At 32.8% G+C, this 26,209-nt stretch carries 25 protein-coding genes and 2 tRNA genes; 23 read left to right on the top strand and 4 right to left on the bottom strand.

The features are described from left to right. Positions 1-144 precede the first annotated feature (144 nt). Entirely contained in the window at positions 145-855 is a 711-nt protein-coding gene (locus tag IJI93_RS04295; protein ID WP_292820408.1) for an IspD/TarI family cytidylyltransferase, read from the top strand. A gap of 22 nt (positions 856-877) precedes the next feature. Next, complete coding sequence (locus tag IJI93_RS04290) at positions 878-2,182, top strand: class II D-tagatose-bisphosphate aldolase, non-catalytic subunit (protein WP_292820405.1); 1,305 nt, start codon at positions 878-880, stop codon at positions 2,180-2,182. Here the strand turns inward: IJI93_RS04290 and IJI93_RS04285 are convergent. Next, the gene (locus tag IJI93_RS04285) at positions 2,175-3,227 is read right to left on the bottom strand and encodes an NAD-dependent epimerase/dehydratase family protein (RefSeq protein ID WP_292820402.1); all 1,053 of its coding nucleotides are present in this window, start codon (positions 3,225-3,227) and stop codon (positions 2,175-2,177) included. The two genes, IJI93_RS04290 and IJI93_RS04285, sit on opposite strands and share 8 nt — an antisense overlap. Before the next feature lie 12 nt (positions 3,228-3,239). Then, the gene (locus IJI93_RS04280; RefSeq protein WP_292820399.1) at positions 3,240-4,073 is read right to left on the bottom strand and encodes a phosphorylcholine transferase LicD; all 834 of its coding nucleotides are present in this window, start codon (positions 4,071-4,073) and stop codon (positions 3,240-3,242) included. Between the two features lie 108 nt (positions 4,074-4,181). Here IJI93_RS04280 and aepX point away from each other — a divergent pair, with 108 nt between their 5' ends. The 8 genes from aepX (at position 4,182) to IJI93_RS04240 (ending at position 12,777) form a co-directional block, all read left to right on the top strand. Beyond that, the gene (gene aepX / locus IJI93_RS04275) at positions 4,182-5,489 is read left to right on the top strand and encodes a phosphoenolpyruvate mutase (protein WP_292820396.1); all 1,308 of its coding nucleotides are present in this window, start codon (positions 4,182-4,184) and stop codon (positions 5,487-5,489) included. Further along, entirely contained in the window at positions 5,479-6,231 is a 753-nt protein-coding gene (locus IJI93_RS04270; RefSeq protein WP_292820393.1) for a metallophosphoesterase, read from the top strand. The genes aepX and IJI93_RS04270 overlap by 11 nt, the downstream gene beginning before the upstream one ends. Before the next feature lie 12 nt (positions 6,232-6,243). After that, a complete protein-coding gene (locus IJI93_RS04265) occupies positions 6,244-7,254 on the top strand; it encodes an NAD(P)-dependent oxidoreductase (RefSeq protein ID WP_292820390.1) in 1,011 nt (336 codons plus the stop codon). Positions 7,255-7,256: 2 nt separating this feature from the next. Beyond that, complete coding sequence (locus tag IJI93_RS04260) at positions 7,257-8,027, top strand: DUF6564 domain-containing protein (protein WP_292820387.1); 771 nt, start codon at positions 7,257-7,259, stop codon at positions 8,025-8,027. Between the two features lie 3 nt (positions 8,028-8,030). Continuing rightward, positions 8,031-9,206: a saccharopine dehydrogenase NADP-binding domain-containing protein gene (locus IJI93_RS04255; RefSeq protein WP_292820384.1), complete on the top strand. Its 1,176-nt coding sequence runs from the start codon at positions 8,031-8,033 to the stop codon at positions 9,204-9,206. A gap of 15 nt (positions 9,207-9,221) precedes the next feature. Next, complete coding sequence (gene aepY, locus IJI93_RS04250) at positions 9,222-10,343, top strand: phosphonopyruvate decarboxylase (RefSeq protein WP_292820381.1); 1,122 nt, start codon at positions 9,222-9,224, stop codon at positions 10,341-10,343. A gap of 11 nt (positions 10,344-10,354) precedes the next feature. Beyond that, on the top strand, positions 10,355-11,185 hold the full coding sequence (locus tag IJI93_RS04245; RefSeq protein ID WP_292820378.1) for a phosphorylcholine transferase LicD: 831 nt from the start codon (positions 10,355-10,357) through the stop codon (positions 11,183-11,185). A gap of 104 nt (positions 11,186-11,289) precedes the next feature. After that, positions 11,290-12,777 carry a sodium-dependent transporter gene (locus IJI93_RS04240; RefSeq protein ID WP_292820375.1) on the top strand — a complete coding sequence of 496 codons (1,488 nt, stop codon included), beginning with the start codon at positions 11,290-11,292 and terminating at the stop codon, positions 12,775-12,777. A gap of 132 nt (positions 12,778-12,909) precedes the next feature. On the opposite strand, the gene IJI93_RS04235 is transcribed toward IJI93_RS04240, so the two are convergent. Continuing rightward, entirely contained in the window at positions 12,910-13,131 is a 222-nt protein-coding gene (locus IJI93_RS04235; protein ID WP_292820370.1) for a hypothetical protein, read from the bottom strand. A 136-nt stretch (positions 13,132-13,267) separates the two neighbouring features. Between IJI93_RS04235 and IJI93_RS04230 the strand changes: the two genes are divergently transcribed. The 7 genes from IJI93_RS04230 to glmS all read left to right on the top strand — a co-directional run bounded on the left by IJI93_RS04230 (position 13,268) and on the right by glmS (position 17,978). After that, positions 13,268-13,435, top strand: a complete 168-nt coding sequence (locus tag IJI93_RS04230; protein ID WP_292820367.1) for a hypothetical protein — start codon at positions 13,268-13,270, stop codon at positions 13,433-13,435. A 5-nt stretch (positions 13,436-13,440) separates the two neighbouring features. Beyond that, positions 13,441-13,725, top strand: a complete 285-nt coding sequence (locus IJI93_RS04225) for a hypothetical protein (RefSeq protein ID WP_292820364.1) — start codon at positions 13,441-13,443, stop codon at positions 13,723-13,725. 88 nt (positions 13,726-13,813) lie between these two features. Beyond that, the gene (gene purC / locus IJI93_RS04220) at positions 13,814-14,542 is read left to right on the top strand and encodes a phosphoribosylaminoimidazolesuccinocarboxamide synthase (RefSeq protein ID WP_292820362.1); all 729 of its coding nucleotides are present in this window, start codon (positions 13,814-13,816) and stop codon (positions 14,540-14,542) included. Then, the gene (gene purS, locus IJI93_RS04215) at positions 14,543-14,809 is read left to right on the top strand and encodes a phosphoribosylformylglycinamidine synthase subunit PurS (RefSeq protein WP_292820359.1); all 267 of its coding nucleotides are present in this window, start codon (positions 14,543-14,545) and stop codon (positions 14,807-14,809) included. A gap of 10 nt (positions 14,810-14,819) precedes the next feature. Beyond that, positions 14,820-15,464, top strand: coding sequence for a phosphoribosylformylglycinamidine synthase subunit PurQ (purQ, locus tag IJI93_RS04210; RefSeq protein WP_292820356.1), 645 nt, complete (start codon positions 14,820-14,822; stop codon positions 15,462-15,464). Between the two features lie 9 nt (positions 15,465-15,473). Then, complete coding sequence (cobA, locus tag IJI93_RS04205; RefSeq protein WP_292820353.1) at positions 15,474-16,193, top strand: uroporphyrinogen-III C-methyltransferase; 720 nt, start codon at positions 15,474-15,476, stop codon at positions 16,191-16,193. Then, a complete protein-coding gene (gene glmS / locus IJI93_RS04200) occupies positions 16,194-17,978 on the top strand; it encodes a glutamine--fructose-6-phosphate transaminase (isomerizing) (RefSeq protein WP_292820350.1) in 1,785 nt (594 codons plus the stop codon). Between the two features lie 5 nt (positions 17,979-17,983). Here the strand turns inward: glmS and IJI93_RS04195 are convergent, their stop codons facing one another. Beyond that, complete coding sequence (locus tag IJI93_RS04195) at positions 17,984-19,201, bottom strand: MnmC family methyltransferase (protein ID WP_292820347.1); 1,218 nt, start codon at positions 19,199-19,201, stop codon at positions 17,984-17,986. A gap of 1,045 nt (positions 19,202-20,246) precedes the next feature. On the opposite strand from IJI93_RS04195, the gene IJI93_RS04190 reads away from it, so the two are divergent. The 6 genes from IJI93_RS04190 (at position 20,247) to IJI93_RS04165 (ending at position 26,203) form a co-directional block, all read left to right on the top strand. Then, complete coding sequence (locus IJI93_RS04190) at positions 20,247-21,833, top strand: hypothetical protein (protein ID WP_292820344.1); 1,587 nt, start codon at positions 20,247-20,249, stop codon at positions 21,831-21,833. A gap of 296 nt (positions 21,834-22,129) precedes the next feature. Continuing rightward, positions 22,130-24,109: a tRNA guanosine(15) transglycosylase TgtA gene (gene tgtA / locus IJI93_RS04185; protein ID WP_292820341.1), complete on the top strand. Its 1,980-nt coding sequence runs from the start codon at positions 22,130-22,132 to the stop codon at positions 24,107-24,109. An 8-nt stretch (positions 24,110-24,117) separates the two neighbouring features. Next, the gene (locus IJI93_RS04180; RefSeq protein ID WP_292820337.1) at positions 24,118-24,786 is read left to right on the top strand and encodes a class I SAM-dependent methyltransferase; all 669 of its coding nucleotides are present in this window, start codon (positions 24,118-24,120) and stop codon (positions 24,784-24,786) included. A gap of 79 nt (positions 24,787-24,865) precedes the next feature. Further along, positions 24,866-24,939: transfer RNA gene (locus tag IJI93_RS04175), tRNA-Gly, on the top strand. 8 nt (positions 24,940-24,947) lie between these two features. Next, positions 24,948-25,021 (top strand) — tRNA-Gly (locus IJI93_RS04170). Positions 25,022-25,165: 144 nt separating this feature from the next. Next, entirely contained in the window at positions 25,166-26,203 is a 1,038-nt protein-coding gene (locus tag IJI93_RS04165) for a hydroxymethylglutaryl-CoA synthase (RefSeq protein WP_292820335.1), read from the top strand. The last annotated feature ends 6 nt before the right edge of the window (positions 26,204-26,209 follow it).

Raw genomic sequence — 26,209 nt, 5'->3', positions numbered from 1 at the left:
TATATGTTAATTTAATATATAAAATTGTGGCAAAATTGATTTTTTAAATAGATTTGAAAAACTTTTATTAAGAATGATAATATATACTTTAAGTAATTATCTAATTAATTTAATATAGATGTGTTTTTTAAAAGATGTGATTAAATGAATTATTTATTATTGATGATGGGTGGAAGCGGCACAAGATTGGGTGCCGATAGGCCTAAACAGTACATTGAAATTGATGGTATTCCAATTTTCTTTTATATATTGCGTTCTTATAATAAATTGGATTGTATTGATGAAATAGTAATTGTATCAAATGAAATGTGGATTGATTATGTACAAAAATGGGTTGACAGTTTGGAACTTAAACATCCGATATCAATTGTTGCCGGTGGCGAAACTCGTTCACATTCTGTTTATTATGGATTAAAATCCATTTCCCATTGTGCTCAGGATGAAGACATAGTACTTTTCCATGATGCAACACACCCCTATGTGGATGAACCGGGTACAATAGAAGTCATTGATGCTATTAACGAATATGGTGGTGCAACATTGGGAGCATTCCAATATGACACAGTTTATAAAATGAGTGAAGATGGTTTTATAACTGATGTAATTCCTCGACAGGAATTAGTTGCTGGAGCTTCCCCTGAAGGTTTTAAATTTGGTGAAATATTCCCGATTTATGACCAATCAACTGATGAGGAACTTGAAAGCATGACTTCTGGAGGAGCTTTAGCTTTAGAACATGGAATTAAGATGAAAACAATTGAAGCAAATGTTATTAATCTAAAGATCACTTATCCTCATGACCTTGAAATATTTAAAAAAACTATTCATAGCTATTTCTTCGAATCAAAAAAATAATTTAACACTTACAGGTGTATGTATGAATCATCCTATTAAGGAAATCCTTTCTAAAAGAAAATTAGGGATCCATGTTGGTATTCCTTCATTTTGTACTGCGAACGGCATTGTAATTGAGGCTATCTTAGAATATAGTAAAAAATTCAATGATTATGTATTAATAGAAGCCACTGCCAATCAGGTAAATCAATTTGGAGGATATATGAATATGACTCCTTATGATTTTGTTGATTATATTTATGATATTGCGGATAAAGTAGATTTTCCCAAAGAAAAACTTTTATTGGGTGCTGATCATTTTGGGCCACTTGCATGGGCTGATAAATCAGAAACAGAAGCTATGGAAAATGCTAAAGAGCTTGTTGAACAAGCAGTATTGGCAGGATATACTAAAATACACTTGGATACCAGTATGAGACTGGGAAGCGATGATGTTAATGTTAAGCTGTCTGATGAGGTCATTGCTAAAAGAGGTGTGGAATTATATGAAGTTTGCGAAGAGGCATTTAAACAACGAGTTGAAAAATTCCCTAATTCAATCCATCCAGTTTATGTAATTGGTAGTGAGGTGCCTATTCCTGGTGGGGAGTTTGAAGAAGTTGATACATTACAAGTGACATCTCCTAATGATTTCAAAAATACAATAAATGCTTATGATAAAAAATTCAAAGAAGCAGGAATTAAGAATGCATGGGATAATATTATTGCTGTAGTGGTGCAACCAGGTGTTGAATTTAGTAATGTTAATGTACATCTTTATGAAAGAGAAGAAATGAATGGTCTTTCTAAAGTCCTTAAAGATTATCCTAATTTGGTATTTGAAGGACATTCTACTGATTATCAACCTCCAGCTAAACTAAAGGAAATGGTGGGTGATGGTGTAGCTATTCTGAAGGTGGGCCCGGCATGTACTTTTGCATTTAGAGAAGGATTGTTTGCACTCAGCATGATGGAAAAGGAATTAATTAAAGATAAAGCCAAGCATGCTAATTTCATTGAATGTCTTGAAGAGGTAATGATCGAAAATCCAAAGGATTGGCAAAATTATTATATCGGTAGTGAGCTTGAAAAGGAACTTTCAAGGAAATATAGCTTTTCCGACAGGTCTCGTTATTATATGTCCAGAGGGGATATTGAATCAAGTATTGACAATCTATTTAATAATATCGATTCTTGTGATTTGCCTTTGGGTTTGATTAAACAATTTTTCCCAAATGCTTTCATGAAGATATTGGAAGAAGATTATCCGTTAGATTCTAAAAGTCTTGTAAAGTCCAATGTTATTGATGTAGTTGAAGATTATTTTCATGCGACAAAAGCTAGTTAGATACAATTTTTAAATATTCCAATGTTCTTTTAAATCCTTCAAAAACGGAATATTTAGCATTCCAATTCAATTCATTTCTAATTTTTTCAGATGATAAAAGACCAAACTTGAAAGGAGCATATCCTGTGTCATTCTCTTCATCTTTGATATTGAACACTAATTTCAATTGTTTTTCAGGTAAAATCTTAACCATTGTTTCAGCCAATTCTCTTATTGAAACTTCGTTTCTTTCATCTGATACATTGTATACCATATCTTTGCTTTTTAAGATAATTTTAAACATTGCACTGACTGCATCACTGATATATGTGTAAGTTCTTATTGAAGATCCATCACTATTTAAAACAATATCCTCTTCATTTAACAAGTTTTTTAGGAAATCTGCTTGAACTCTTCCATCATCAACACTCATGCCAGGTCCATATGTATGGGCAAGTCTAACGATTTTAGTATCTAACCCATATTCTTTTTTAAACCCTACGCACATGTTTTCTGCAGCTTTTTTTCCTTCAGCATATGCATTTCTAGGTATCAATTGGTCAATAATTCCAAAACTGTCTTCCGAAAAGTATTCCTGATTTTCAAGTGGAGCACCATAAATTTCTCTTGAGGATATAAACAAGTATTTTTTTGTATTATGGTCTTTTGCAAACATTAGTGTATTGGCAGCGCCTAATGTATTGGCGAAATTTGTTTCAACTGGTTTTTCTTTCATTATTTTGGGGCTGGCCGGACTGGCTGCGTGAATTATATAATCAACATCATTTTCGTATTCAATTTTTTCAGTAACATCTTGGATAACTGGATGAACATAATCTTTAGAGAGAATCTGCTTATTTAATTTATTTAAATTTCTAACCAACGGGATTATTTCAATATTGGCATCGTAATTTTCATTTAATTTCATTAAAGTATAGACAAAATAACTTCCAATCATGCCTGTTGCACCTGTAATCATTACTGAAGAGTTATATAATTCGTTCAATCCATCATTTTCATCAATAATCTGTTGTGCATCTTCGTCTATTATTTTATTTATTATCAAATCATCACCTTTTTAATATTCTCCAAAGTCAATTTTTTCCGGTGCGGGCCTAAATCTCTTATCCTCTGGTGGTAATTTCATGTAATCGCCATATATTCTTGTCAATATGCTATCTGGATTATTAGGTATGTTCACTTCAATATCCTCGAATTTGGCTTTTTTTGGAGGTAACCAATCATTTCTTTTATAGATGGGCAAGTTGCATGGAGCGGGAAAATCACAGACCTCCTCGGATTCGTAATCTTCGTATTTCTTATAGGAATTTATGCATTTCCTTTTCAGTGTGTTTGTTGAAACGGGAATTATTTTTAGAATATAATACAATAATTGTTTTAAAAAGCTTTTGAATTTAGAATCATCCGTGAATTTTATAAGTGAATAATATATCATCTGATTAAGTGCAAAACATTTCCATTTATGAATAGACCTTTTAAATCCTTTGTCGGGAATATTATCAAGAATAAAAATGTCAATGAAAATATTTTGGGTGTAATCTACTTGATCGGCCCACCATTCTTCGAAAATGGTATTTTTCAACATTATCCTAGCAAAAGTATAATGATAGGTTTCTTCATTCAATACATTAATGAGCCTATATTTTTCATTGTTTTCATTGTCAAAGATGGAATCCAGTTTTTCAAAGTCTTTTCTAAACATCATCAAGTCAATGTCATCATCCCATGGAATGAATCCTTCATGACGGATAGTTCCAAGCAAACTGCCTCCATTAATGAAATAAAGTATATCATTGTTTTCACAAATTTTAATGAAATCCTTCAACATCATCAGTTGAACTTTTTGAAGATGTCTTAATGTTTTGTCATCATATCTTTTTGATTTGAACATATTTTTCCCATAAATTTTTTTATGAATCTAATAATTATATATGTCTTGGAAATTTTTAAATATTTCTTTTTTTATAAATAATATATTATAATAGTAAAGGTAATGACTATGAGCTCTGATAAACCAATTGTTTATACTTGTTTTTGTACCGATGTTATCCATGATGGACACTTGAACCTGATTAATGAAGCAAAAAAGTATGGTGATGTTGTTGTTGGTGTCCTTTGTGATTCTGAAATGGTTAAGTATAATAGATTTCCTTTAAAATCAACAGAAGAACGTGTCGAATTGGTCAAATCAATTCCAGACATTAAAGATGTTGTCATACAGCATCAAGTCATGTATGATGATATTGTAAAGGAATTGCGTCCGGATTATGTTATCCATGGAGATAACTGGGCTGAGGACTCCATGAAAGTTATCCGGAAAAATATCATCAATGTTCTGGATAAATATGGTGGGGAATTGATAGAAATTCCATATACATTCAATCCCAAAATTCAAAAGATGGACAGGCAAATGAGGGAAAAATTGGCAATGCCTGAGCTTAGAAGAAAAAGATTAAGACAATTATTGGATATTGTTCCTGTTGTAAAAACAATTGAAGTTCACAGCGGGTTGACTGGTTTGATTGCTGAAAAAACTGTCATTGCCGATGATGAACATGTTGATCAGTTTGAAGCAATGTGGATATCCAGTTTATGTGACAGTACCGAAAAGGGAAAACCGGACATTGAATTGGTGGACATGACTTCCAGATTCAGAACAATCAATGACATAATGGAAGTTACAACCAAACCGATTATTTTTGATGGAGATACTGGTGGAATTACAGAGCATTTTGTCTATACGGTAAGATCTCTTGAGAGAATGGGTGTTTCAGCAGTAATCATTGAAGATAAGGTAGGATTAAAGAAAAATTCACTATTTGGAACTGAAGTGGAGCAGACTCAAGATGACATTGAACATTTCTGTGAAAAAATAGCAGCTGGTAAAAACGCACAACTATCAGATGATTTCATGATTATTGCAAGAATTGAAAGTTTAATTCTTGAGCAAGGAATGGAAGATGCACTAGAAAGGGCATTTGCATTTAGGGATGCCGGTGCAGATGGTATAATGATACACAGTAGGAAAAAGGAACCGGATGAGATACTTGAATTCTGTGATAAATTTAGAGAAAAAGACAGTGAAACTCCAATTGTAGTAGTTCCGTCTTCCTATAACACAGTAACTGAAGAAGAACTCATCGAGCACGGCGTCAATATTGTAATTTATGCAAATCAATTGTTAAGAGCAGCTTTCCCGGCTATGCAAAATGCAGCAAAATCCATTTTAAAATATCACAGAGCCCACGAAATCGATGAAGAATTACTATCTATCAAGGATATTATCACATTAATTGATGAATTATAAAACGATTAACATGTCTAAATATGCAATTTTATCAGATATTCATGGAAACCTGTTTGCATTAACAGAGGTTATTGAAGATTTGAATAATCAAAATATTGAATCAATTATTCTTTTAGGTGATTTGATTGATTATGGAATGCAATCAAATGAGGTAATAGAATGCGTTAAGGATAATTTGTCAGAAAAAATAATATGCAATATTTGGGGAAATCATGAAAGAGCTATTTTGACTAAAGATTTTGACCATTTTTCAAACCAACGAGGTGTTGATTCAGCAAAATTCACAGAATCCCAACTCACTGAGGAATCTAAAGATTATTTAAATAAGGATTTGATTCATGAAGGAAGATATGAATTTGAAATTGATGATAAAAAAGTTTTGGCGATTCATGGTTCCTTAATTGATTATTATTGGAAAGCAATTTTTCCAGATAACTTAAATGGAGATTATTCTGATTTTGACATTGTCTTGTCAGGTCATTCTCATTATCCTCACGTTTTTCAGTATTTTTACGATGTTGACAATCCTGATATGAGAAATAAAAAGTCTGTTTTATTTATTAATCCCGGATCTGTGGGCCAGCCTAGAAACCATAATCCAAATGCACAATATGCAATTCTTGACACAGATTCAATGAGCGTTGAGCTCAGGTATGTTAAATATCCAAAAGATAAAGCTATGGCTTTGTATGATGGAAGTATTGATGATTTTTATCGTTTAAGGTTAGAAAATGGAATTTAAGAAGGTTTATTTATGAAAGTTTTATATGTTATTAGTGGTGTTACTGGAATGACAGGTAACGAGTTGGTAAGACAACTTTTAAACCAAGATGAAGATGAAGTAAAAATCATTGGTTTCGACAATTTCTATGCATCATCAATAGATACAGTAAAAGACTGTTTGGATGATGACCGCTTTGATTTTTATGAATATGACTTAAACAACAAAGAGCAGATGGATGAAATCAAATCATTAGTTTTAGATTTGAAAGATGATTTTGATGAAATTTGTTATATTAACTGTGCAGCTGTTGTTCACACAGAACATTTTTACAACGTTTATGAAACTTACGAAACCAATGTGGTTAGCATGAATGATTTTTTAACTCAGGCTATTGAAGTCGGTGCTGAAAAATACATCAACTGTTCCACTTCTGAAATTTATTCAATGAATTCATGGAATGAAGATGGCGGTGTTAAGGAATCTGATTTCATCACTATGGCAAATGCGGAACACAGTCAAAGGACAAGTTATGCAACCGGAAAGCTATTGACTGAGTTTTTCATGAAGGATGCAGTTGATAACGGTAAAATTAAAGGTTGTTCCATTCGTTTTGCTAATGTTTACAGTAAAAATGAAAAATTACCAAAACATATTATACCTCACATCATAAACAGCTTTAAAAATGATGGTGAAGTAACACTATTGGAAAATTCCAAAAAGAACTGCAGAACATTTTTAAACAATTATGATAGCTGCAGTGCAGTATTGGCATTGGCTAAAACAGACTCCGCACTGGATGGTACAATCTATAATGTGGCAACAGATGAAGAAATATCAATCATTGATTTGACAAAATTGATTGCTAAAAAAATGGGTATTGATGAGCCTGTTATCAAGTTTGAAGGTTACCGTGAATCCGACCCTGAGAGAAGATTATTATCAACTGAAAAAATCAGAACAAGAACCAATTGGGAACCTATTATGGATTTAGATAAAGGATTGGATGAATGTGTTGAAAATTACCTTAATTCGGGTGAATAAATTTGAAAATAGTTATTATTGGAGTGGCGGGTGTCTCAAGCAGATTCAACAAGGACATTCCTGAAGAGGATAAGATATTAAAGTGTTTGTATTATGAAGAAAACCCTCAAGATAGTTTAATTTATCATATGCTTGAAAAGGTCAGTTATGCTGATAAGATTGTCATTGTCGGCGGATACAAATATGATGATTTGGTTGACTACATTAACCACAACATTTCAAAAGAGTTGCAGGATAAAATTGTAACTGTTTATAATGATCATTTCAGTGATTTAAGTTCAGGATATAGTTTATATCTTGGAATAAAAGAAGCCTTAGACAATTTTAATAATATTGATGAAATATTATTTGTAGAAGGAGATTTGGACATTGACAGTGAATCATTTAATAAAGTAGTTTTCTCTGATAAGAATGTTTTAACATTCAATTATGATCCGATTTATTCAAATAAGGCGGTTGTCCTATATGTTGGTGCTAATGATGAATATCACTATTTGTTTAATAGTGACCATGGATTATTGGAGTTAAATGAACCTTTTAAGGCTATTTTTAATTCCGGTCAAACCTGGAAATTCAAGGATATGGATTTACTTAAAGCTGCAAATGATAATTTCTATGAAAATATCATTGAGGATACCAATTTGGGAATTATTCAAAAATACTTCGATTTAGTTGAAAATGCTTCTGAAATTGAAATAATTGGTTTAAAACATTGGGTAAACTGTAACACTCGTGAAGATTATAAATTAATTAAAAATTATTGGGAGAAATAAATTATGAAAACATTAGATGAAAGATTACAAGTTGTTGAAAAACATGTAAAAGATGATGAAATTACAATTATGATTATAGGTTTAGGAAGCGTGGGAACCTATTTATTAGACTTTTTAGTAAGTAAAAACGATCCTGCTATAAAATTAGTTGTTGTTGGAAGAAATCAGGAAAAAATGCAATCTGATGTTAATATTGTTCGTGTTGCAAGCCTTATTCGTGAATTAAATAAATCAGAGATTATTGTCGAAGCAGGGGTTGATTTAAATGACATTGATTCCATCGAAAAAGCAATAGCTAAACATAGTCCAGATTTTATTGTCAACTCCAGTAGGGCTTATCCTGGTCTTAAATATGGAAGTATTTCATGGAATAATGTAAGGGCATACGGTATTTGGACTCCATTATCAATCAGATTCACTAAAAACATTATGGAAGCATGTGACAAAGCCGATACCGATGCAGTTGTAATTAATACTTCCTATTCTGATGCGGTTATTCCTTGGCTTAAAAGTGCAGGTAAGGCATATCCGGACTTTGGCAGTGGAAACTTAAATCATTTAATTCCTAGAATGAAATTTGCAGTTGCAGATATTCTTGGTGTGGATGATTTCTGGAATGTTGATTTCAATTTTGCAGCAGCACATTTCCATGATGTATGCATAAGCAAAGAAGGCCAAACAGAAGGCGTGGATTTACCGTTAAAGATTTACTATCGCGGTGAAGAAAAGGACATTCCTCATGAAGATATTTACAGTGCATGTTCAATTAGCATGCCCGTTGACCAAAAAAGGAACATGATGAATGCATCCAGTAATTATCGCATTATCTCAGCAGTTATTGATGCAATACGCACAGGTGAAAGTCAAAAGGTATTCGCTCCTGGTGTATTCGGACACATTGGTGGATATCCTGTAATTATTGGATATAAAGATGATAAGATTTCTGCATGGATTGATGAATCAGTATTTACTTTTGATGAAATGGACAAGGCAAATCGTGAATCATTGGCTTTAGATGGTGTGGAAGATATTAAAGATGCAACACTTTATTATACTGATGATTTGATTCGTAAAGTGAAAGATGCCTTTGGTGAAGATTTACCAAAAGAAGTAGCATATGACGATATTGAAAAAACTGCTGAATTCTTGATTGAAAAGATTATTACTCCACAATTATAATATAGGTATTAAAATATGAATGTTGAAGATTTTGTAAGGGTTCTGGGTTGTGATTTTTACACAGGCGTTCCGGATTCACAGCTAAAAGCATTATGCAATTATTTAATGAATGAATATGGTATTGATGAAAATCATCATATAATTGCTGCTAATGAGGGAAATTGTACTGCATTAGCTGCAGGTTATCATTTAGCAACTGGTAAAGTCCCTGTTGTTTATATGCAAAATAGTGGTGAAGGTAATATTATTAATCCTGTTGCATCTTTGTTGAATGACAAAGTTTATGCTATTCCCTGTATTTTTGTTATTGGTTGGCGAGGCGAACCTGGTGTTCACGATGAACCGCAGCATATCTATCAAGGAGAAATAACCTGTACATTGCTTGATTTAATGGATATTGATAATTTTGTCATTGGTGAAGACACTAGTGTTAATGAACTTAATGATGTTATGGCGGAATATAATGATCTTCTTGCTTCTGGAAAATGCGTTGCTTTTGTTGTCCGCAAAAATGCTTTGACATATGATAAAAAAGTTGTTTATGAAAATGATAATCTTATGGTTCGTGAGGAAATCATTGAACACATTGTTAATGTTAGTGGCGAGGATCCTATTGTTTCCACTACAGGTAAAGCTAGTAGGGAATTATTTGAGATAAGGGAATCTAATAATCAAGCACACAAATATGATTTCTTAACTGTAGGTTCTATGGGACATACTTCTTCTATTGCATTAGGTGTCGCTATAAATAAACCTGATGAGAAGGTTTGGTGTATTGACGGTGATGGATCTGCATTAATGCATATGGGTTCGTTAGCTGTTGTGGGTAATGTAAATCCCTCTAATTTAGTACATATTGTTATAAACAATAGTGCTCATGAAACCGTTGGTGGAATGCCAACCGTTGCATCTACAATGAATCTGGTCAACATAGCTGAATCCTGCGGTTATTCATATGCCGTATCAGTTGATAATTTCGATGATTTGGATAATGAATTAAAATTGGCAAAATCTAGAGATGACCTTTGTTTTATTGAGGTATTGTGTTCTATCGGCGCTCGTGAAGATTTGGGAAGGCCAACAACCACTGCACTTGAAAACAAAGAGAACTTCATGAATTTCATTAATAAGGAATAAATTGTGATATTGTGAAAATTAAAAAATATGATGATGAGACTTTAAAACATATTCATGATGTTGAATTAATGATTTTAAAGGATTTGATCAGTTTTTGTGAAGATAATGACCTTACATATTTCATGTATGCCGGTTCTTTATTGGGAACTATAAGGCATGGCGGCTTTATTCCTTGGGATGATGATTTGGATGTCGTGATGTTGAGGGATGATTTTGAAAAATTCAAAAAACTCTATTCTTCAAATGAAAAATATGAATTGTTAACCATTGAATCAGAAGAGGATTATTGTTACTTGTTTGCAAAGTTATCACTGAAAAATACGAGATTTGAAGAAAAATGGGCATCTAATCTTGATTTCACTATCGGATTCAATATTGATATCTTTGTTCTTGATGATGTATCTAACAACAAATTCAAACGTTTTTTTCAAATTAAAAAGGCTTTTTTATATAACCGTTTGTTAGTTACTTCCAGAATAAGATTGGATGATTTGCCATTCATATCAAAGTTTATTTCACATTCAATGTATCATCTATTAAATATTTTAAATATCACTCCTTCAAAATTGAATAGGAAATGCTTAAATTTTTTAAATAGTTATGCTGATGCTAATTCTGAAAGTGTGTTTGATTTCTCGGCAAATGCTAATGAGTATCCTTTAATATATGACAAAAATGATTTTAAAGAAATTGAAAAAGTCAAATTTGAAGATATTTATGTCAATGTTCCAAAAAATTATGATAAGATATTGACTGAATTATATGGAGATTATATGGAGTTGCCTCCAGAAGAAGAAAGATATAATCATCATATTGATTTCATTGATTTTGGACAATATTAGCAATCCCATTTATTTTTTTACAATCTTATTTTCATTAATCTAAACCTATTTATTATCTTATGAATAAAAATATATGACATATATTAAATAGGAAATGGGAAATTATGGAAGATAAAAACGAATGGGGAAGTAACCTTTCATTTATATTGGCAATGATTGGTTCTGCAGTTGGACTTGGAAATATTTGGAGATATCCATACGTACTTTATTCTAATGGAGGAGGAGCATTTTACATCCCCTATATAGTGGCAATTTTGCTAATGGGTATTCCATTTTTGATTTTAGAGTATGGTGTTGGATATAACTATAAATCCTCTTTTGCAAAGGCAATTACAAAGATTAATTCCAAATTTGAATATTTGGGATGGCTGTTGCCTGTTGCGGTGTTCATGATTATGGTTTATTACTCAGCCATTTTGGGTTGGGATGGAATATACATTCTATTGAGTTTCTTTAAAGGCTGGGGAGCAGATCCAAATGCTTTCTTCACAACCACTCTTCTTCAATCTTCTGAATCTTACATGGGATTAACTCATTTCATTCCATATATTGCCGTTGCAATGCTTGTGGGTTGGGTAATAATATGGTTCATCTCTCATAGGGACCTGGAAAAAGGTTTAGGTAAAGTTTCAAAACTTTTAGTACCTTTATTATTCATTATAATGGTGATTATTGTAGCATTTTCCCTGACTTTGCCAGGTGCTTCAATTGGACTTTCCGAGCTCTTCAATCCGGACTGGTCACTTTTAGGCCGTTTTGAAATTTGGATGGCTGCATTCGGACAAATAGTATTTTCACTGAGTTTGGGAATGTCAATTGCTTTTACTTATGCAAGCTATACAAAAGATAATGCGGATTTAATCACCAATACAATTTCAATAGCTCTTGCAAATTCCTTGTTTGAAAATTTCGCAGCTTTGGGAGTATTTTCAATTTTAGGTTATATGTCACTTCAGTCAGGCACTGCTGTAGCGGATTTGGTTACTCAGGGAACCGGCCTTGTATTCATTGCGTATCCTACTGTATTTAATGTATTGGGTCAATGGGCTTATATTTTAGGACCGCTGTTTTTCCTAACAGTTTATCTTGCAGGTCTTACAAGCATCCTATCAACAATTGAACCGTTATCCTTTTCAATTCAAAATAAATTTGGCCTTACAAGAAACAGGACAATGACAATTTTGTGTGTTGTTGGCGCTCTCATTTCAATGATTTATGCAACTTCATATGGTGGATCATTGCTTGGTTATGTTGATACATTCATAAATCAGATTGCATTGCTTTTTGGTGTAATTGTTGAGTGTATAATCTTTGCTTGGGTATTTAAAGCTGAAAAATTGGTTGATTTCATGAACTCACGAACCAAGACAATTAAGCTTGGTAAATGGTGGATTGTAATCGTTAAATATGTACTTCCGATTTTCATTTCAATAGTTTGGATTGGAGGCCTGATTGATGTTATTAATTCATCTTCAATTCATCAAATGAATTTCACAATCGTTTCAGCGGCAGTATTGCTGATATCCTCATTGATATTTACCATTCTTCCGCCAAAAAATGATAATTGGAAAAAAACAGAAGATAGAGTTTAAATATTCTATCATAAATTTTCTTTTTTCATCGCTTTCAAAATTGAAGTACAATTATATATGCCGGCGTTTTAATTGATGATATTCAAAATAAGTCATGTTTAAATCTTATGCAAAAAATTTCAAAAGGAGTTACTACTTAGCATTGGCTAAATTTAGTATTCTGTCAATTAAACTACTGTCATTTTCTTTTTTTTGTAAATGGAGAATAATACTATCGTTTTCACTTTTTAAACCAATATCATCACTGTTTTGACTTGCATCGGCAGTATCATCTGTGGTATAATGAACGCCAATTATGAGTCCTAAAATAGACAGTAAAAATATTAAAAGTATAACAGCATTTTTCATATCCATATCATATATTATAATTTTTGAGATATATAAATAATAGTAAAGTATTTTAATGTCCACACTCAAAGGTTTAATGAAAGCTTTGATGAAATATTAAAAAGATTAATATTTCTTCTATAAATCAATGGTAGGTGATACTTTGAAAATAGTAAAAGAAGAAATTATTAAAAATGGCCAGGAGGAAGGATTAAATTACCGCGAAGTAACATACGAGGACGGAGGATTCCGCCAATTCGATGTTGAATCAGGTAAGCTTATTGGTTCTTCTTATGAGTCAGATCAAGACAAGCTTCCAAGCATGGAATGAGTTAAATGATTCTTAGGGATTTATTAAAGCATTTCAATATAAATGAATCCTTTCCGGATTATCTTTTGGATGAATCTTTCAATGAAGTATTTCTAGATGGAGATTTATCTAAAACGGATAATTCTTATAAAATTGAAATTAAAACACGACAGGATGTTATTCATACGATGTATTTGAATCCGGATGATGATTTTCCAGTAAAGGTAATGTCAAAACTGCCAAGCGGCAAATTGAATGGAATTAAATTCGGACATGAAAAAGATGATTTAACATTTGTTAATGAATTATAGCTATTTTTCCTTATTTTCTAATTAAAGTTATATAATATTTAGACCAAAAATTATATTATAATAATTTAAAATTTGTTTTGTTGATATCATGGACAAAAAAGAGTTAATTAACAATGGAAAAGTAAAAAGTGTATACGCTACTGATAATCCAGATGAGGTCATAATTGAGTTTAGGGATGATATGACCGCAGGGGATGGTGAGAGAAAAGAAGTAATGGATAACAAAGGAGCTTACAACGCCATAATTTCAACTAAAATATTTAAAGTTTTGGAAGAAAATGGCATCGAAACTCAGTTCATTGACTTGCCTGAACCTAATATCATGATTGCAAAAAAACTTGAAATGATTCCAATTGAAGTCATTATAAGAAATATTGCAACAGGTAGTTTGATTCGCAAATACCCATTTGCGGAGGGTTCCAGATTAGAACCTCCTATTGTTCAAATGGATTTCAAAGCTGACGAATATCATGATCCTATGTTGAATGATTCTTTAATTAAGGCATTAGGAATCGCTACTCAAGAAGAAATTGAAATATTAACCCAAAAGGCTTTAAAAATCAATGAAATCTTAACCAAATTCTTCGCTGATGCAGGAATTATTTTGGTTGATTTCAAAATTGAATTCGGTAAAGATAAGGATGGAAACATTCTTTTAGGTGATGAAATTTCTCCTGACGGATGCAGATTATGGGATAGTGAAACATTGGAAATCTTAGATAAAGAACTATTCAGAAAAGGAAAAGATTCAGAAGTTATGAATGCTTACATTGAAGTGTATAATAGAGTTATTCCAGATTCAGAAAAGGTGATTTAAATGTTATTTGATATTGAAGTAAAAATTTCCCTTAAAAGCGGTATGTTAAATCCTGAAGCTACAACAATTGAAAGATCTCTTGATTTGCTTGGTTATGAAGTTAAAAATGTCAAAACTGTTGATATTATCAAATTCCAAATAGAAGGCGAAGACAGGGAAGTAATCAGAGAAAATGTTGTAGACATGTGTGAAAGGTTACTCTGTAACCCTGTAATTCATGATTATAAGATTAATGTTATCCCACAAAACATGGCATGTGGTAAATAGAGGGATTTAAATGAAAATTGGAGTAATTAGATTTCCGGGAACTAACTGCGACAGGGATGTTGCAAAAGCTATTGAGCTTGCTGGTCTCACTCCAGAATATGTATGGTGGAGTGAAGAAAAATTAACAGATTTTGATGGTATTGTTATTCCTGGAGGTTTCTCTTATGGAGATTACTTAAGGGCCGGTGCAATGGCTTCTATTACACCAGTAATTGATGGAATTAAAGAATTAGTAAAAGAAGAAAAGCCTGTTTTGGGAATATGTAATGGAGCTCAAATTTTAGGTGAAATTGGTCTTGTTCCAGGTATTTTCATTACTAATGAAAATCCAAAATTCAACTGCGAATGGGTGGATTTAAAGGTTTCTACAAATAGGACACCTTTCACCAAAGCATTCAAGAATAATCAGATTATTGCTCTTCCGATTGCACATGCTGAAGGAAGATTTTATACAGAAGACATTGATTTATTGAAAGATCAAGACCAAATTGTTTTACAGTTTGAAGGTAAAAACCCTAATGGTTCAATGGAAGCTATTACAAGCGTTTGTGATGAATCTGGCCTTGTTTGTGCTATGATGCCTCACCCTGAAAGAGCTTGTGAAGAAATATTTGGCTCTGATGATGGTTTAAACTTCTTTAAAGGATTTTTATAGTGTGATAAAATGGTAGTTTATTTAATTGGTGCAGGACCTGGAGATGCTGATTTAATAACTCTTAAAGCAGTTAAAGCATTGAATAAAGCTGATGTTGTTTTATATGATTATTTGGCTAATGAAGAAATATTGGCTCATGCTCCTGATGATGCAGAAAAAATTTATGTTGGTAAAAAGGCAGGGGAACATTATAAAACACAGGACCAAATTAATGAATTGATTATTGAGCAGGCTCAAAATCATGAAAATGTTGTTAGGCTAAAAGGAGGCGATCCTTTTGTATTTGGTCGTGGTGGAGAAGAAATATTGGCTTTAATGGAACATGATATCAAATTTGAAGTAATTCCAGGTGTAACTTCAGCTATTGGAGCACCAACTTCACTAGGACTACCTGTAACTCACAGGGCAGTAGCCACTTCTGTGACTATCGTAACTGGTCATGAAGACCCAACCAAGGCGGAAAGCCAAGTTCATTGGGATTATACTGCAGATACTTTAATTATTTTAATGGGCATTGGCAATATCCGTGAAAATACTTCTGAAATTATGAAATACCGCTCAGCAGATACTCCGGTGTGTGTTGTTGAAAGCGGAACTTTGCCTGATGAAAATGTTGTATTTGGAACATTAGGAAACATTGCTGATAAAAAGATTAACACTCCAGCTATTCTAATAATTGGGGATGTTGTAAATCTTTATGAGGATATTTACAATTATCAAGGTGATTAGATGTGTGGAATTGTAGGTTGTATATTAAAGGAAGATAATGACGTAGCACCAATCCTTTTTGACTGCATCTCAAAATTGGAATATAGGGGATATGATTCAATAGGTTTGGCTACATTCAATGAAGGAAATATACACATTAAGAAAGATAAGGGCAAAATTGAAGAGGTAGATAAAAAATTGGATTTAACTGATATGCCTGGAAAATTTGGTATTGCTCATGTTCGCTGGGCAACCCATGGTGATCCTTCAAAATTGAATTCTCATCCTCACATTGATGAAGACAATACTGTTGCTGTTGTTCACAATGGTATTATTGAAAATTACTTGGAAATTAAGGAAAAATTAACTCTTGAAGGCCATATTTTCAAATCAGATACTGACACTGAGGTCATTCCTCATTTAATTCAGAAGTTTATGGATGAAAAGTTTGACCTTGAACATGCGGTTAGAAAAACTATTGATGTACTTGAAGGAGCTTATGCAATCGCGGCAATCAGTAAAAACGAACCGGATAAGATAGTTGCAACTCGTAAGGATTCCCCTTTAATTGTAGGCATTGGCGAAGATGGATATTACCTAGCATCCGATTCCCCCGCCATTTTAAAGTATGCGCGCGATATAATCTATCCTGAAAAGGGGGAAATTGTCATTTTGGATAAGGATGGAGTTGTTGTTCATGATGAATTCGACAATGTGGTTAATAAAGAAATCGATACTATTAACTGGACTCCTGAAATGGCCGAAAAGGAAGGTTATGACCATTTCATGATTAAAGAAATTAATGAACAGGCAACAGCTGTTAGAAATACACTGACTCAAAAGGAAAATATCCAAGAAATAATTGATGATATTGAAGACCTTCAAAGGATATGCTTTGTTGCATGCGGAACATCTTATCATGCTTCATTGACAGGAAAATATTTAATTGAATCACTTGCAGGCATTCCAACTGATGTAATTCTTGCATCCGAGTTCAAATATTCTGCAAATACTTTAAATGATAAAACTTTAGTTATTTTCATTTCACAATCTGGTGAAACTGCAGATTCACTAAAAGCATTGGATGTTGCAAATCAGACTTCCAAAACTTTAGGTATTGTTAATGTGGCAGGTTCTTCAATTACAAGAAGAGCTCAATATGTAATCCAAACTCAGGCAGGTCCTGAAATTGGTGTTGCTGCTACAAAAACTTATGTGGCTCAACTTACTGCAATTTATTTATTCGCAGCATTGATTTCTAAAAATATGGAATTGCTTAAAGAAATAGAAAAGGTACCTGACTTTATTGATGAAGCTCTTTCAGATGTTGATTATATTAAAGACATATCAAAAACATACAATTATGCTCGAGATTTCTTCTATCTGGGAAGAGGCTATTCCTATCCTACTGCATTGGAAGGTGCTTTAAAACTCAAAGAGATTACTTATATTCATGGTGAAGGTTATGCTGCAGGAGAGCTAAAGCATGGTCCTTTAGCATTGATTGATGAGGGAATTCCGGTTGTAGTTATAATTCCTCCGGGGGATAATTACAGAAAAACCATGAGCAATTTGGAAGAAGTTAAATCTCGTGGAGCTAATGTATTGGCTATTGGATCGTCTGATGATGAATCACTAAAAGTTAAAGCAAATGCAGTAATTACAATTAACTCTGAAGTTAAGGAAATTATTGCACCATTGGTTTATATAGTTCCTTTACAATTAATTGCATATTATATTACAATAGAGAAAGGCCATGACCCTGATAAGCCTAAAAACTTAGCAAAATGTGTAACTGTGGAATAGCATAATCATTTCCAGTTACCTAATTTTACTTTTTTTAATCTTTCTTTCATATTTAAAATTCTGTTTGTAGAATTATTTTCAGCATCCTGTTTTGTTGAATAATTTTCTTCACATTCAACAATATAGAATGCCTCATGTGATGTTGTTGAAGGTATGTTCATTTTTGCGAGGTTTCGTTCAACTCTTCTTTTCAGTTTTTCGTCATCCATTTCGGATGTTAGAAATATTGGTGTTTTCACTGCAGAAGATATTTTGGTGTTATGGCGGGCGTTGTGCCTTTCTTCTGTTCTTTTATCTAAAATGTATTCGCTGGAATTATTTAGATTTGGATCTCTGAATGGAATTCCCACATCAGATAATGCAATTCTTATCTCGTCATTTTTGGGAAGGGATGTATCAAGCATCACAGGATTTGGGCTGGCCAGTGTGCCACCCTGCTTTCTTCCGAATATCGGGCCTTGGCCTATGTAAAAGTCGGCTTCGATAAATGCCGCTCTGATTGGAGCGGAGGAAGTGTATGTAGCTACAATCCCGTCATCTTTAATAACGCGTCTAAACTCTTTGAAAAATTCCACTGAAAACAATTCAGGAGCCATATTCTGTGAAAAGGGATCTAGAAATATTGCATCATAAGTATTATCATCTAATTTTTGAACGGTTTGGCGGGCATCTTCAATATAAACGTTAAGATCAATATTTTCTGGTATTTCACATTCTTCCAGACTTAAAGTTGCATAATCTTGGGCAATTAGTTCATCTTCGATGGCTTTTCGAGTAATATTATGGGCTTTTATTGGTGAAGGAACTAAAAGACCGCAGGCAAGTGTTGCATGTGAAATTTCAACCATGTCTATTTTTAGATTGGAATCATGGTTATTTTTTAAAAAATTGGATATTGCCGCTGAGGAGTTGTATCCTATGCCGGCACAAATATCTAAAATTGCAATGTCCTGGTCATAGTCAAACTTCATAGGGTTGATAAATTTTTCAAATGACTCACTTATTGCACCTGTAGATGTATGGAGTGTTTCAATTTTATTATTTATTTCCTTTGAGTTAATAGAATAAGATCCATCATCAGTTAAAACAAAATAATCTTTGTAAGTATCAAAAAAATTAACTCTTCCTTCATTATTTCGACTACTTCTTTCCTCATCGAAACATGAATTCACCAAATCAAAAATATCATCATTAATTATTCGTGCACTCTCTTCATAGCTCATTGTATCTAAAAGAAAAATTTGTTTTTTTTAATATATATTGATTTTTGTAGTCAGAAAAGAAAAATAGACAAAAACTGAGGTTTTACAAAATTTTTCAATAATTTTTGTTTTAAACGTTATTTTTGTGTTTAGGGGATAATAATTTATTTAATTGAATAGTCATTGATTATTTTAGCTATTTTTTATGGTGAAGAGTTTATTTATAGGGAATTTTGATTTTGATTGTGGAGATGGGGTCATGATTGTTTTGGTGTGTTGGTGCTTTTTGCGATGTGTCTCTATTCATTTCGTCTTTTTTTGCATAAATCTTTTTCGATTACTATGAGTTTTATGGACAGGCAATGATTTTAATTCAGTTTAAAGATAATTGTAGAAAATTACAACATCCTTTAATCGTTTTTAGCTTTATTATTTAAAATTGATTTTAATCTTTATTTTTTAATTAAATGAGTTTAATTAGTTGTTTTATGATTTTTAGGGCTTGAATTTAACTTATTTGTTAGTTTTGAGGTGAATTTTGCTAATTTTCTTTTTATTGGTTTAAATGTAAACTATGTTGTTTTTAGCTTATTTTCCTAAAAGCCTTTTGTTTGTCCTTATTTCTAAGTTTGTGAATTTCTAAATCATTTTCTTAAATCTTGCCTTTAATTTGGAAATTAGTTATAAAATTGGTATTTTTTGTCTTAAAAATATGGTAATTGTTATTTTTTATTTAAAATGGGCTTGTTTGATTACTATAAATCTAATTTGGCCTTGTTTAATTAAAGTTCAAATTATCACTAACATGTTTTCTGATTTAACTTTGTCATGTTTTCAACTATTTGGAGCTGATTTAAGCCAGTTTTAGCCATTTAATTTTTCGCTTAAAATTGCTTATTTTTTAAATTAAATTCCTATTTTTTATTATTTTTAAATAAAAACATTTATATACTACTTAATTTAAAATAAAAACCATCAACCTTAAGTATTTTGAAATTTTACTCTTATTTAGGGTAATTTTTCATGACAATATATTTGGGGTTGTAATCAAAAGCGAGATGAAAAAATGCATAATAAAAGAAATATTATTGTAATGTTTTTGTTCATTATGTTATCTTTCGCTATTATTTCGGAGGTTTCAGCAGTTGATGATGCTGAAATTAGTGGGACGGGACACGATCCGTCTATAAAAACCAATATTAGAAATCATAATATTGCTGGTGAAAGTAATGATGATGGATTCATGCAAAATCATGAAAATGATATTGGTGATTATTTCTCCCATAATGAACAAAAATCATTTAATCAACCTCCAAGAATGATTGGAGATAAAAATAGTGATGAGAATTTGTACGAATATGATGGGGATGTTAAATCTAACGGTGATGTATCTTTCGATTCTAACGAAGCTGTAAATAATAATCAGAATAATGCTAATGATTTTAGACAAAACAATGAAATCGATGCTCATCGTGATGATAATAATGCTATGGATTTTCCTAGAGATTCTAGGGTAAATAATAATCATGTTATGAATTTGCCTGGGGATTTTAATGTGAAAAACCAAAAAGATATTGATTTGCCTTCTGATGTAAATAATCAGAAAAAGATGAATATTCCAATGGATAATGTATCATTTATAGGCAATAACCAAAAAGCTATGGATTTGCCTAAAGATGATTTCAATGGTTTAAATGATCATAAAACCATTGGTTTTCCTAAAGATAATTTCTCAGATATTGACAAAAAACCTATAGATGTTGTTATTGGTAATATGTCTGGTATGAAACCTATGGATTTACCTAGAGATAATTTTTCTGATATTGACAAAAAACCTTTGGATGTTGTTGTTGGTAATATGTCTGGTATGAAACCTATGGATTTGCCTAGAGATAATTTTTCTGGTGTGAAACCTTTGGATGTTGTTATTGGTAATATGTCTGGTGTAAAACCTATGGATTTACCTAGAGATAATTTCTCCGATATTGACAAAAAACTTATAGATGTTGTTATTGGTAATATGTCTGGTATGAAACCTATGGATCTGCCTAGAGATAATTTTTCTGATGTAAAACCTATGGATTTGCCTAGAGATAATTTTTCTGATGTAAAACCTATGGATTTGCCTAGAGATAATTTTTCTGATATTGACAAAAAACCTTTGGATGTTGTTGTTGGTAATATGTCTGGTATGAAACCTATGGATTTGCCTAGAGATAATTTTTCTGGTGTGAAACCTTTGGATGTTGTTGTTGGTAATATGTCTGGTATGAAACCGGTGGGTAATTCTGATGTAAAACCTATTGATTTAAGAGATAACAATAACGCTGCTGTCCTTAATGGAGAAGCAATGAATAATGTCATGTCTAAATTAATAGGCTTAGATAAAATTGCTCCTAATTTCAATTTATCTAAAACTGTAAATAATCCCAAATATGATAATTCAAAGCCGGAAAATAACACTATGCCTATGAACAAAAATCCTGATGTAAATCAAAATGCTAACATTAACTCTCAAAACAATAAAAAAGTCGATGAAAAATCTATCAAAGATAAAAACACTCAAAACCCAGTTAGTAAAGATATAAACACCTTTGAAAATTTAGGTAAAACTTTACGTAATGATATGATGAAGGAGATGGCTAAATTATAATTTAAAAAAATCTGGTTAAGTTCAACTTAACCTCCGTTTTTCCTTTTTTTTATTATTTTTTTCATGATTAAACTTCAATTTAATGTTATAACTTTTTTTTGATATGTCAATTCAACTTTTTAATTATTAAATGAGCAAAATTTATATAATTTCTAATTATAACTTTATTTAGATATTATTAATACTCCAGATTTTTGTGGAGATTATTTCTTTAACTGAACTTTAAATTATTGAATATTTTTCTTATTGAAATTATCAGTTAATTAGTTCATGAATCAATGTAATAAGGTAGTTAGATGTTTGAAATTAAGGCTAAAGATAATATGGGGCGTGTAGGTGTTTTAAAAACCAAGCATGGGGACGTTAAAACTCCTGCGTTGATGCCCGTTATTCATCCACGTAAACAGGCGATAGATGTAGGTAAGTACGGTGCTGACATCGTCATTACTAATGCGTATCTGATTTATAAGGATGAGGAACTTAAAAAGGAAGCGGCCGAGAAAGGTCTGCATGAACTGATTCATTTTGACGGTCCGATAATGACGGATTCCGGTTCTTTCCAGCTTTCCGTTTACGGTGATGTTGAAATCACAAATAAGGAAGTTATTGAATTTCAGGAATTAATCAAGACTGATATCGGAACAAGTTTGGATATTCCTACAGCACCCTTTGTTGAAAGAGAAAAGGCTGAAAGCGATTTGAAAATCACTTTGGAAAGAGCAAAGGAAGCTGTTGAATACAAAAAATCTCAGGAAATGGAAATGATGCTGAATTCTGTTGTTCAGGGTTCAACATTTCTTGATTTGAGACGTGAATGTGCCCGTGAACTGTCAAAGCTTGATGCCGATTTATATCCTATAGGTGCAGTTGTCCCTCTTATGGAATCATATCACTACAAAGATCTGGTGGATGTCGTGATGAACTCCATGAAGGAGCTTCCTGATGATACCGCACGCCACCTGATGGGTGCAGGCCACCCAATGATATTCGCACTGTGCGTTGCAATGGGATGTGATCTGTTTGACTCAGCGGCATATATCCTTTATGCAGAAGACGACAGGCTTTTATCAACAAGAGGAACATTCAAACTGGAAAACCTTCAGGAAATGCCGTGTTCATGTGAAGTATGTACCAAATACACTCCCGATGATTTAAGGGCAATGCCTAAAGAGAAAAGAAGAGACCTTATAGCTCAACACAACTTGCATGTTTCATTTGCAGAATTGAGATTGATTAGGCAGGCAATCTATGACGGCAATCTCATGGAACTTGTAGAGGAGCGATGCAGAGCTCATCCTGCACTTCTTGAAGCGGTAAGACAGCTTGGAAATTACTCCATGGATATGGAAAAATACGACCCTAGAAGCAAAAAGTCAGCGTTTTTCTACACAGGTCCTGAATCACTGTGCCGCCCGGAAGTGCTGAGACACATGCAGAAATTACGTGAGATGCCCAAAAAAAGAGACCTGGTGTTATTGCCTCCAACAAGAAAGCCTTACTCAAAATTCATTTCAGGAAAACTTGGAGAATTCTACATTTATGGTGCAGAACAAGAAATCGATTTGGAAAATACCGATTTTATGGTATTGGATGTGCCGTTCGGATTGATACCTTTGGAAATTGATGAGGTATATCCGTTAAGTCAGAATGACGCACCAAAAACACGTGATGTTGACAGCATAGAATTCGTTGAGGATTTCATCAATGAGTTCGTCGAATATTATGAGCAGGTGTTAATCCACTCAAGAATCATTAAGGATTTGGAAATTGGCCTTTACAACAAATGCATAGACTCTGATGAAATAAGATATAAAAAGGATGACATCAAAAAGATTAAGGCCATTGCAGATTATCAGTTCGGCGTTGGTGCGGGAGATGCACTGTTTAGCGGAAACATAAACATTGAAAAAAGTAAAAAGACAGGAAAAATCAGACACATCTACGACGGAAAAGTCCTGATTGTGAATATGAGGGCATCAGATTCATATCTCATACTTTCAAAGGAAGGTGCCAAAAGGCTTCACAATGCAATGCCATATCCTGAAAACAGGGTTGTAGTAAACAAGGACTCAGAACCATTTGCACTTGATGGAAAAAGTGTGTTCTGTAAATTTGTAGTTGACTGTGATGATAATATCAGATCAAAGGATGAGGTTTTGATAGTAAATGAAGAGGATAAGCTGCTTGCCTACGGTAAGGCATTGCTTGGGGCATGTGAAATCAAACAGTTCCAGACAGGACAGGCTATCAAAACACGTAAGGGAATGAAAAAATAGGTGGAATTATGAGCGAAGATAACAAAGTAAATACAGGCCACAATATTGAAGACAAGGAACTCATTAAAAATGCAAGAAAACCCGTCGGTGATCTGGGCCATCAGATACTGGACAGAATGAACAAATCCCATGAAAGCATGGCTCAGTGGGGAGTAAGTCACTTTGAAATTAAAGAGGATGACAAAATCCTTGATATCGGATGCGGAGGAGGAAGAAACATACAGCGTTTCGCATCACAAATTTCTCAAAACGGACGTGTTGTCGGAATAGACTATTCCGAAGTCAGTGTTGAAAAATCAAAGGAACTCAACAAGGAAGTTATTGACAGGGGAATTGTAAATGTTTTGAAAGGGTCTGTTTCAGACATGCCATTTTATGATGGGACATTTGATATTGTAACAGGATTTGAAACAATTTATTTCTGGCCGGATTTTATCAATGATTTAAAAGAGGTAAATCGAGTTCTTAAAAAGGGAGGTTTAGTATTTTTCTGTAATGAAGCAGTCTACAGAGAAGGTGAGATGGAAAAATATGATGATTTGGTGGAACTTTTAGATATGAAAATATATTCCGAAGATGTTTTAAAAGAATCTTTAGAAAAAACTGGTTTTAAAGATTTTGAATCTTATATTAATGAGGAAAATGATTGGATTTGTATATTAGCTCGAAAAATTTAATCATTTTTATATTTTCTTTCAAATAATCGAAAGTTTTATATAATATTAAAACATAAGTTTATTTGTTGTTAGTTTTTATGCGGTGTTAGTCCAGCCTGGTTAAGACTCTAGCCTGCCACGTTAGAGACCCGGGTTCAAATCCCGGACGCCGCATTTTTTATGCAGTCGTGGTATAGTCTGGTTATTACTTGGGCCTTCCAAGCCTACAACCCGGGTTCGAATCCCGGCGACTGCATCTTGAATGAAATCTTTTTTTAAAATTCTTATTTTGTTTAAAAAATAGCTATTTTTTAGTTAATTATATATAATAATATAATTATAATATAAATAGTTAAATTAATTTTTAATGTCTTTAAATATTTTGATTTAAGGTGATTTAATGGTAGGAATAGTAGGATATGGGGCACATGTACCCTCATATAGGATTAAGGTAGAAGAAATTGCAAAAGTATGGGGTGATGACCCTGTAGCTTTGTCAAATGGATTGGTCGTTAATGAAAAATCCGTTCCTTCTGCTGATGAAGATACTGCAACTATTGCAGTAACCGCTGCTAGATATGCTCTAGCAAGAGCTCAGATTGATCCAAGTAAGATTGGTGCTGTTTATGTTGGTTCTGAATCACATCCTTATGCAGTAAAGCCAACCGCTTCCATTGTTGCTGAAGCTGTTTGTGCAACTCCAAAATTAACTGCTGCTGATTTGGAATTCGCTTGTAAAGCAGGAACTGCTGGCATTCAAATGTCTATGGGTCTTGTACAGTCTGGAATGGTAGAATATGCATTGGCTATTGGTGCTGACACTTCTCAAGGTGCGCCGGGTGATGCTTTAGAATATACTGCATCCGCTGGAGGAGCAGCTTATATTATAGGTAGCGAAAATACTATAGCTGATATTAATCATACTTGCAGTTTTACAACTGATACTCCTGATTTCTACAGAAGAGAAGGTCAAAACTATCCGTCCCATGGTGGTAGGTTTACAGGAGAGCCAGCTTACTTTAAGCATGTTTTAAGTGCAGCTAAAATGTTATTTGACGAAACTGACTCAAAACCTGAAGATTATGATTATGCTTGTTTCCATCAACCTAACGGTAAATTTTACTTAAGGGCAGGTAAAAAATTAGGTTTCACTTCAGAACAAATAAAACAAGGTCTCTTAACTCCAAATATTGGAAATACCTATTCTGGAGCAGTGCCTTTAGCATTATCTAATATTTTAGATGTTGCAGAACCTGGAGATAATATATTTGTTATTTCATATGGATCAGGCGCAGGAAGTGATGGATTCACAATCACTGTAAAAGATGAAATTGTTGAGAGAAGAGAATTAGCTCCAAAAACACAGGATATAATCGATGATAAGACTTATGTTGATTATGCTGTTTATGCTAAATTCAAAGGCAAAATTAAAATGTAAGGGGGC

The organism is Methanobrevibacter sp. (genome assembly GCF_017431965.1).
Classification (GTDB): domain Archaea; phylum Methanobacteriota; class Methanobacteria; order Methanobacteriales; family Methanobacteriaceae; genus Methanocatella.
The sequence above is the reverse complement of the archived record's forward strand: the minus strand, read 5'-3'. Positions and strand labels throughout refer to the sequence as shown.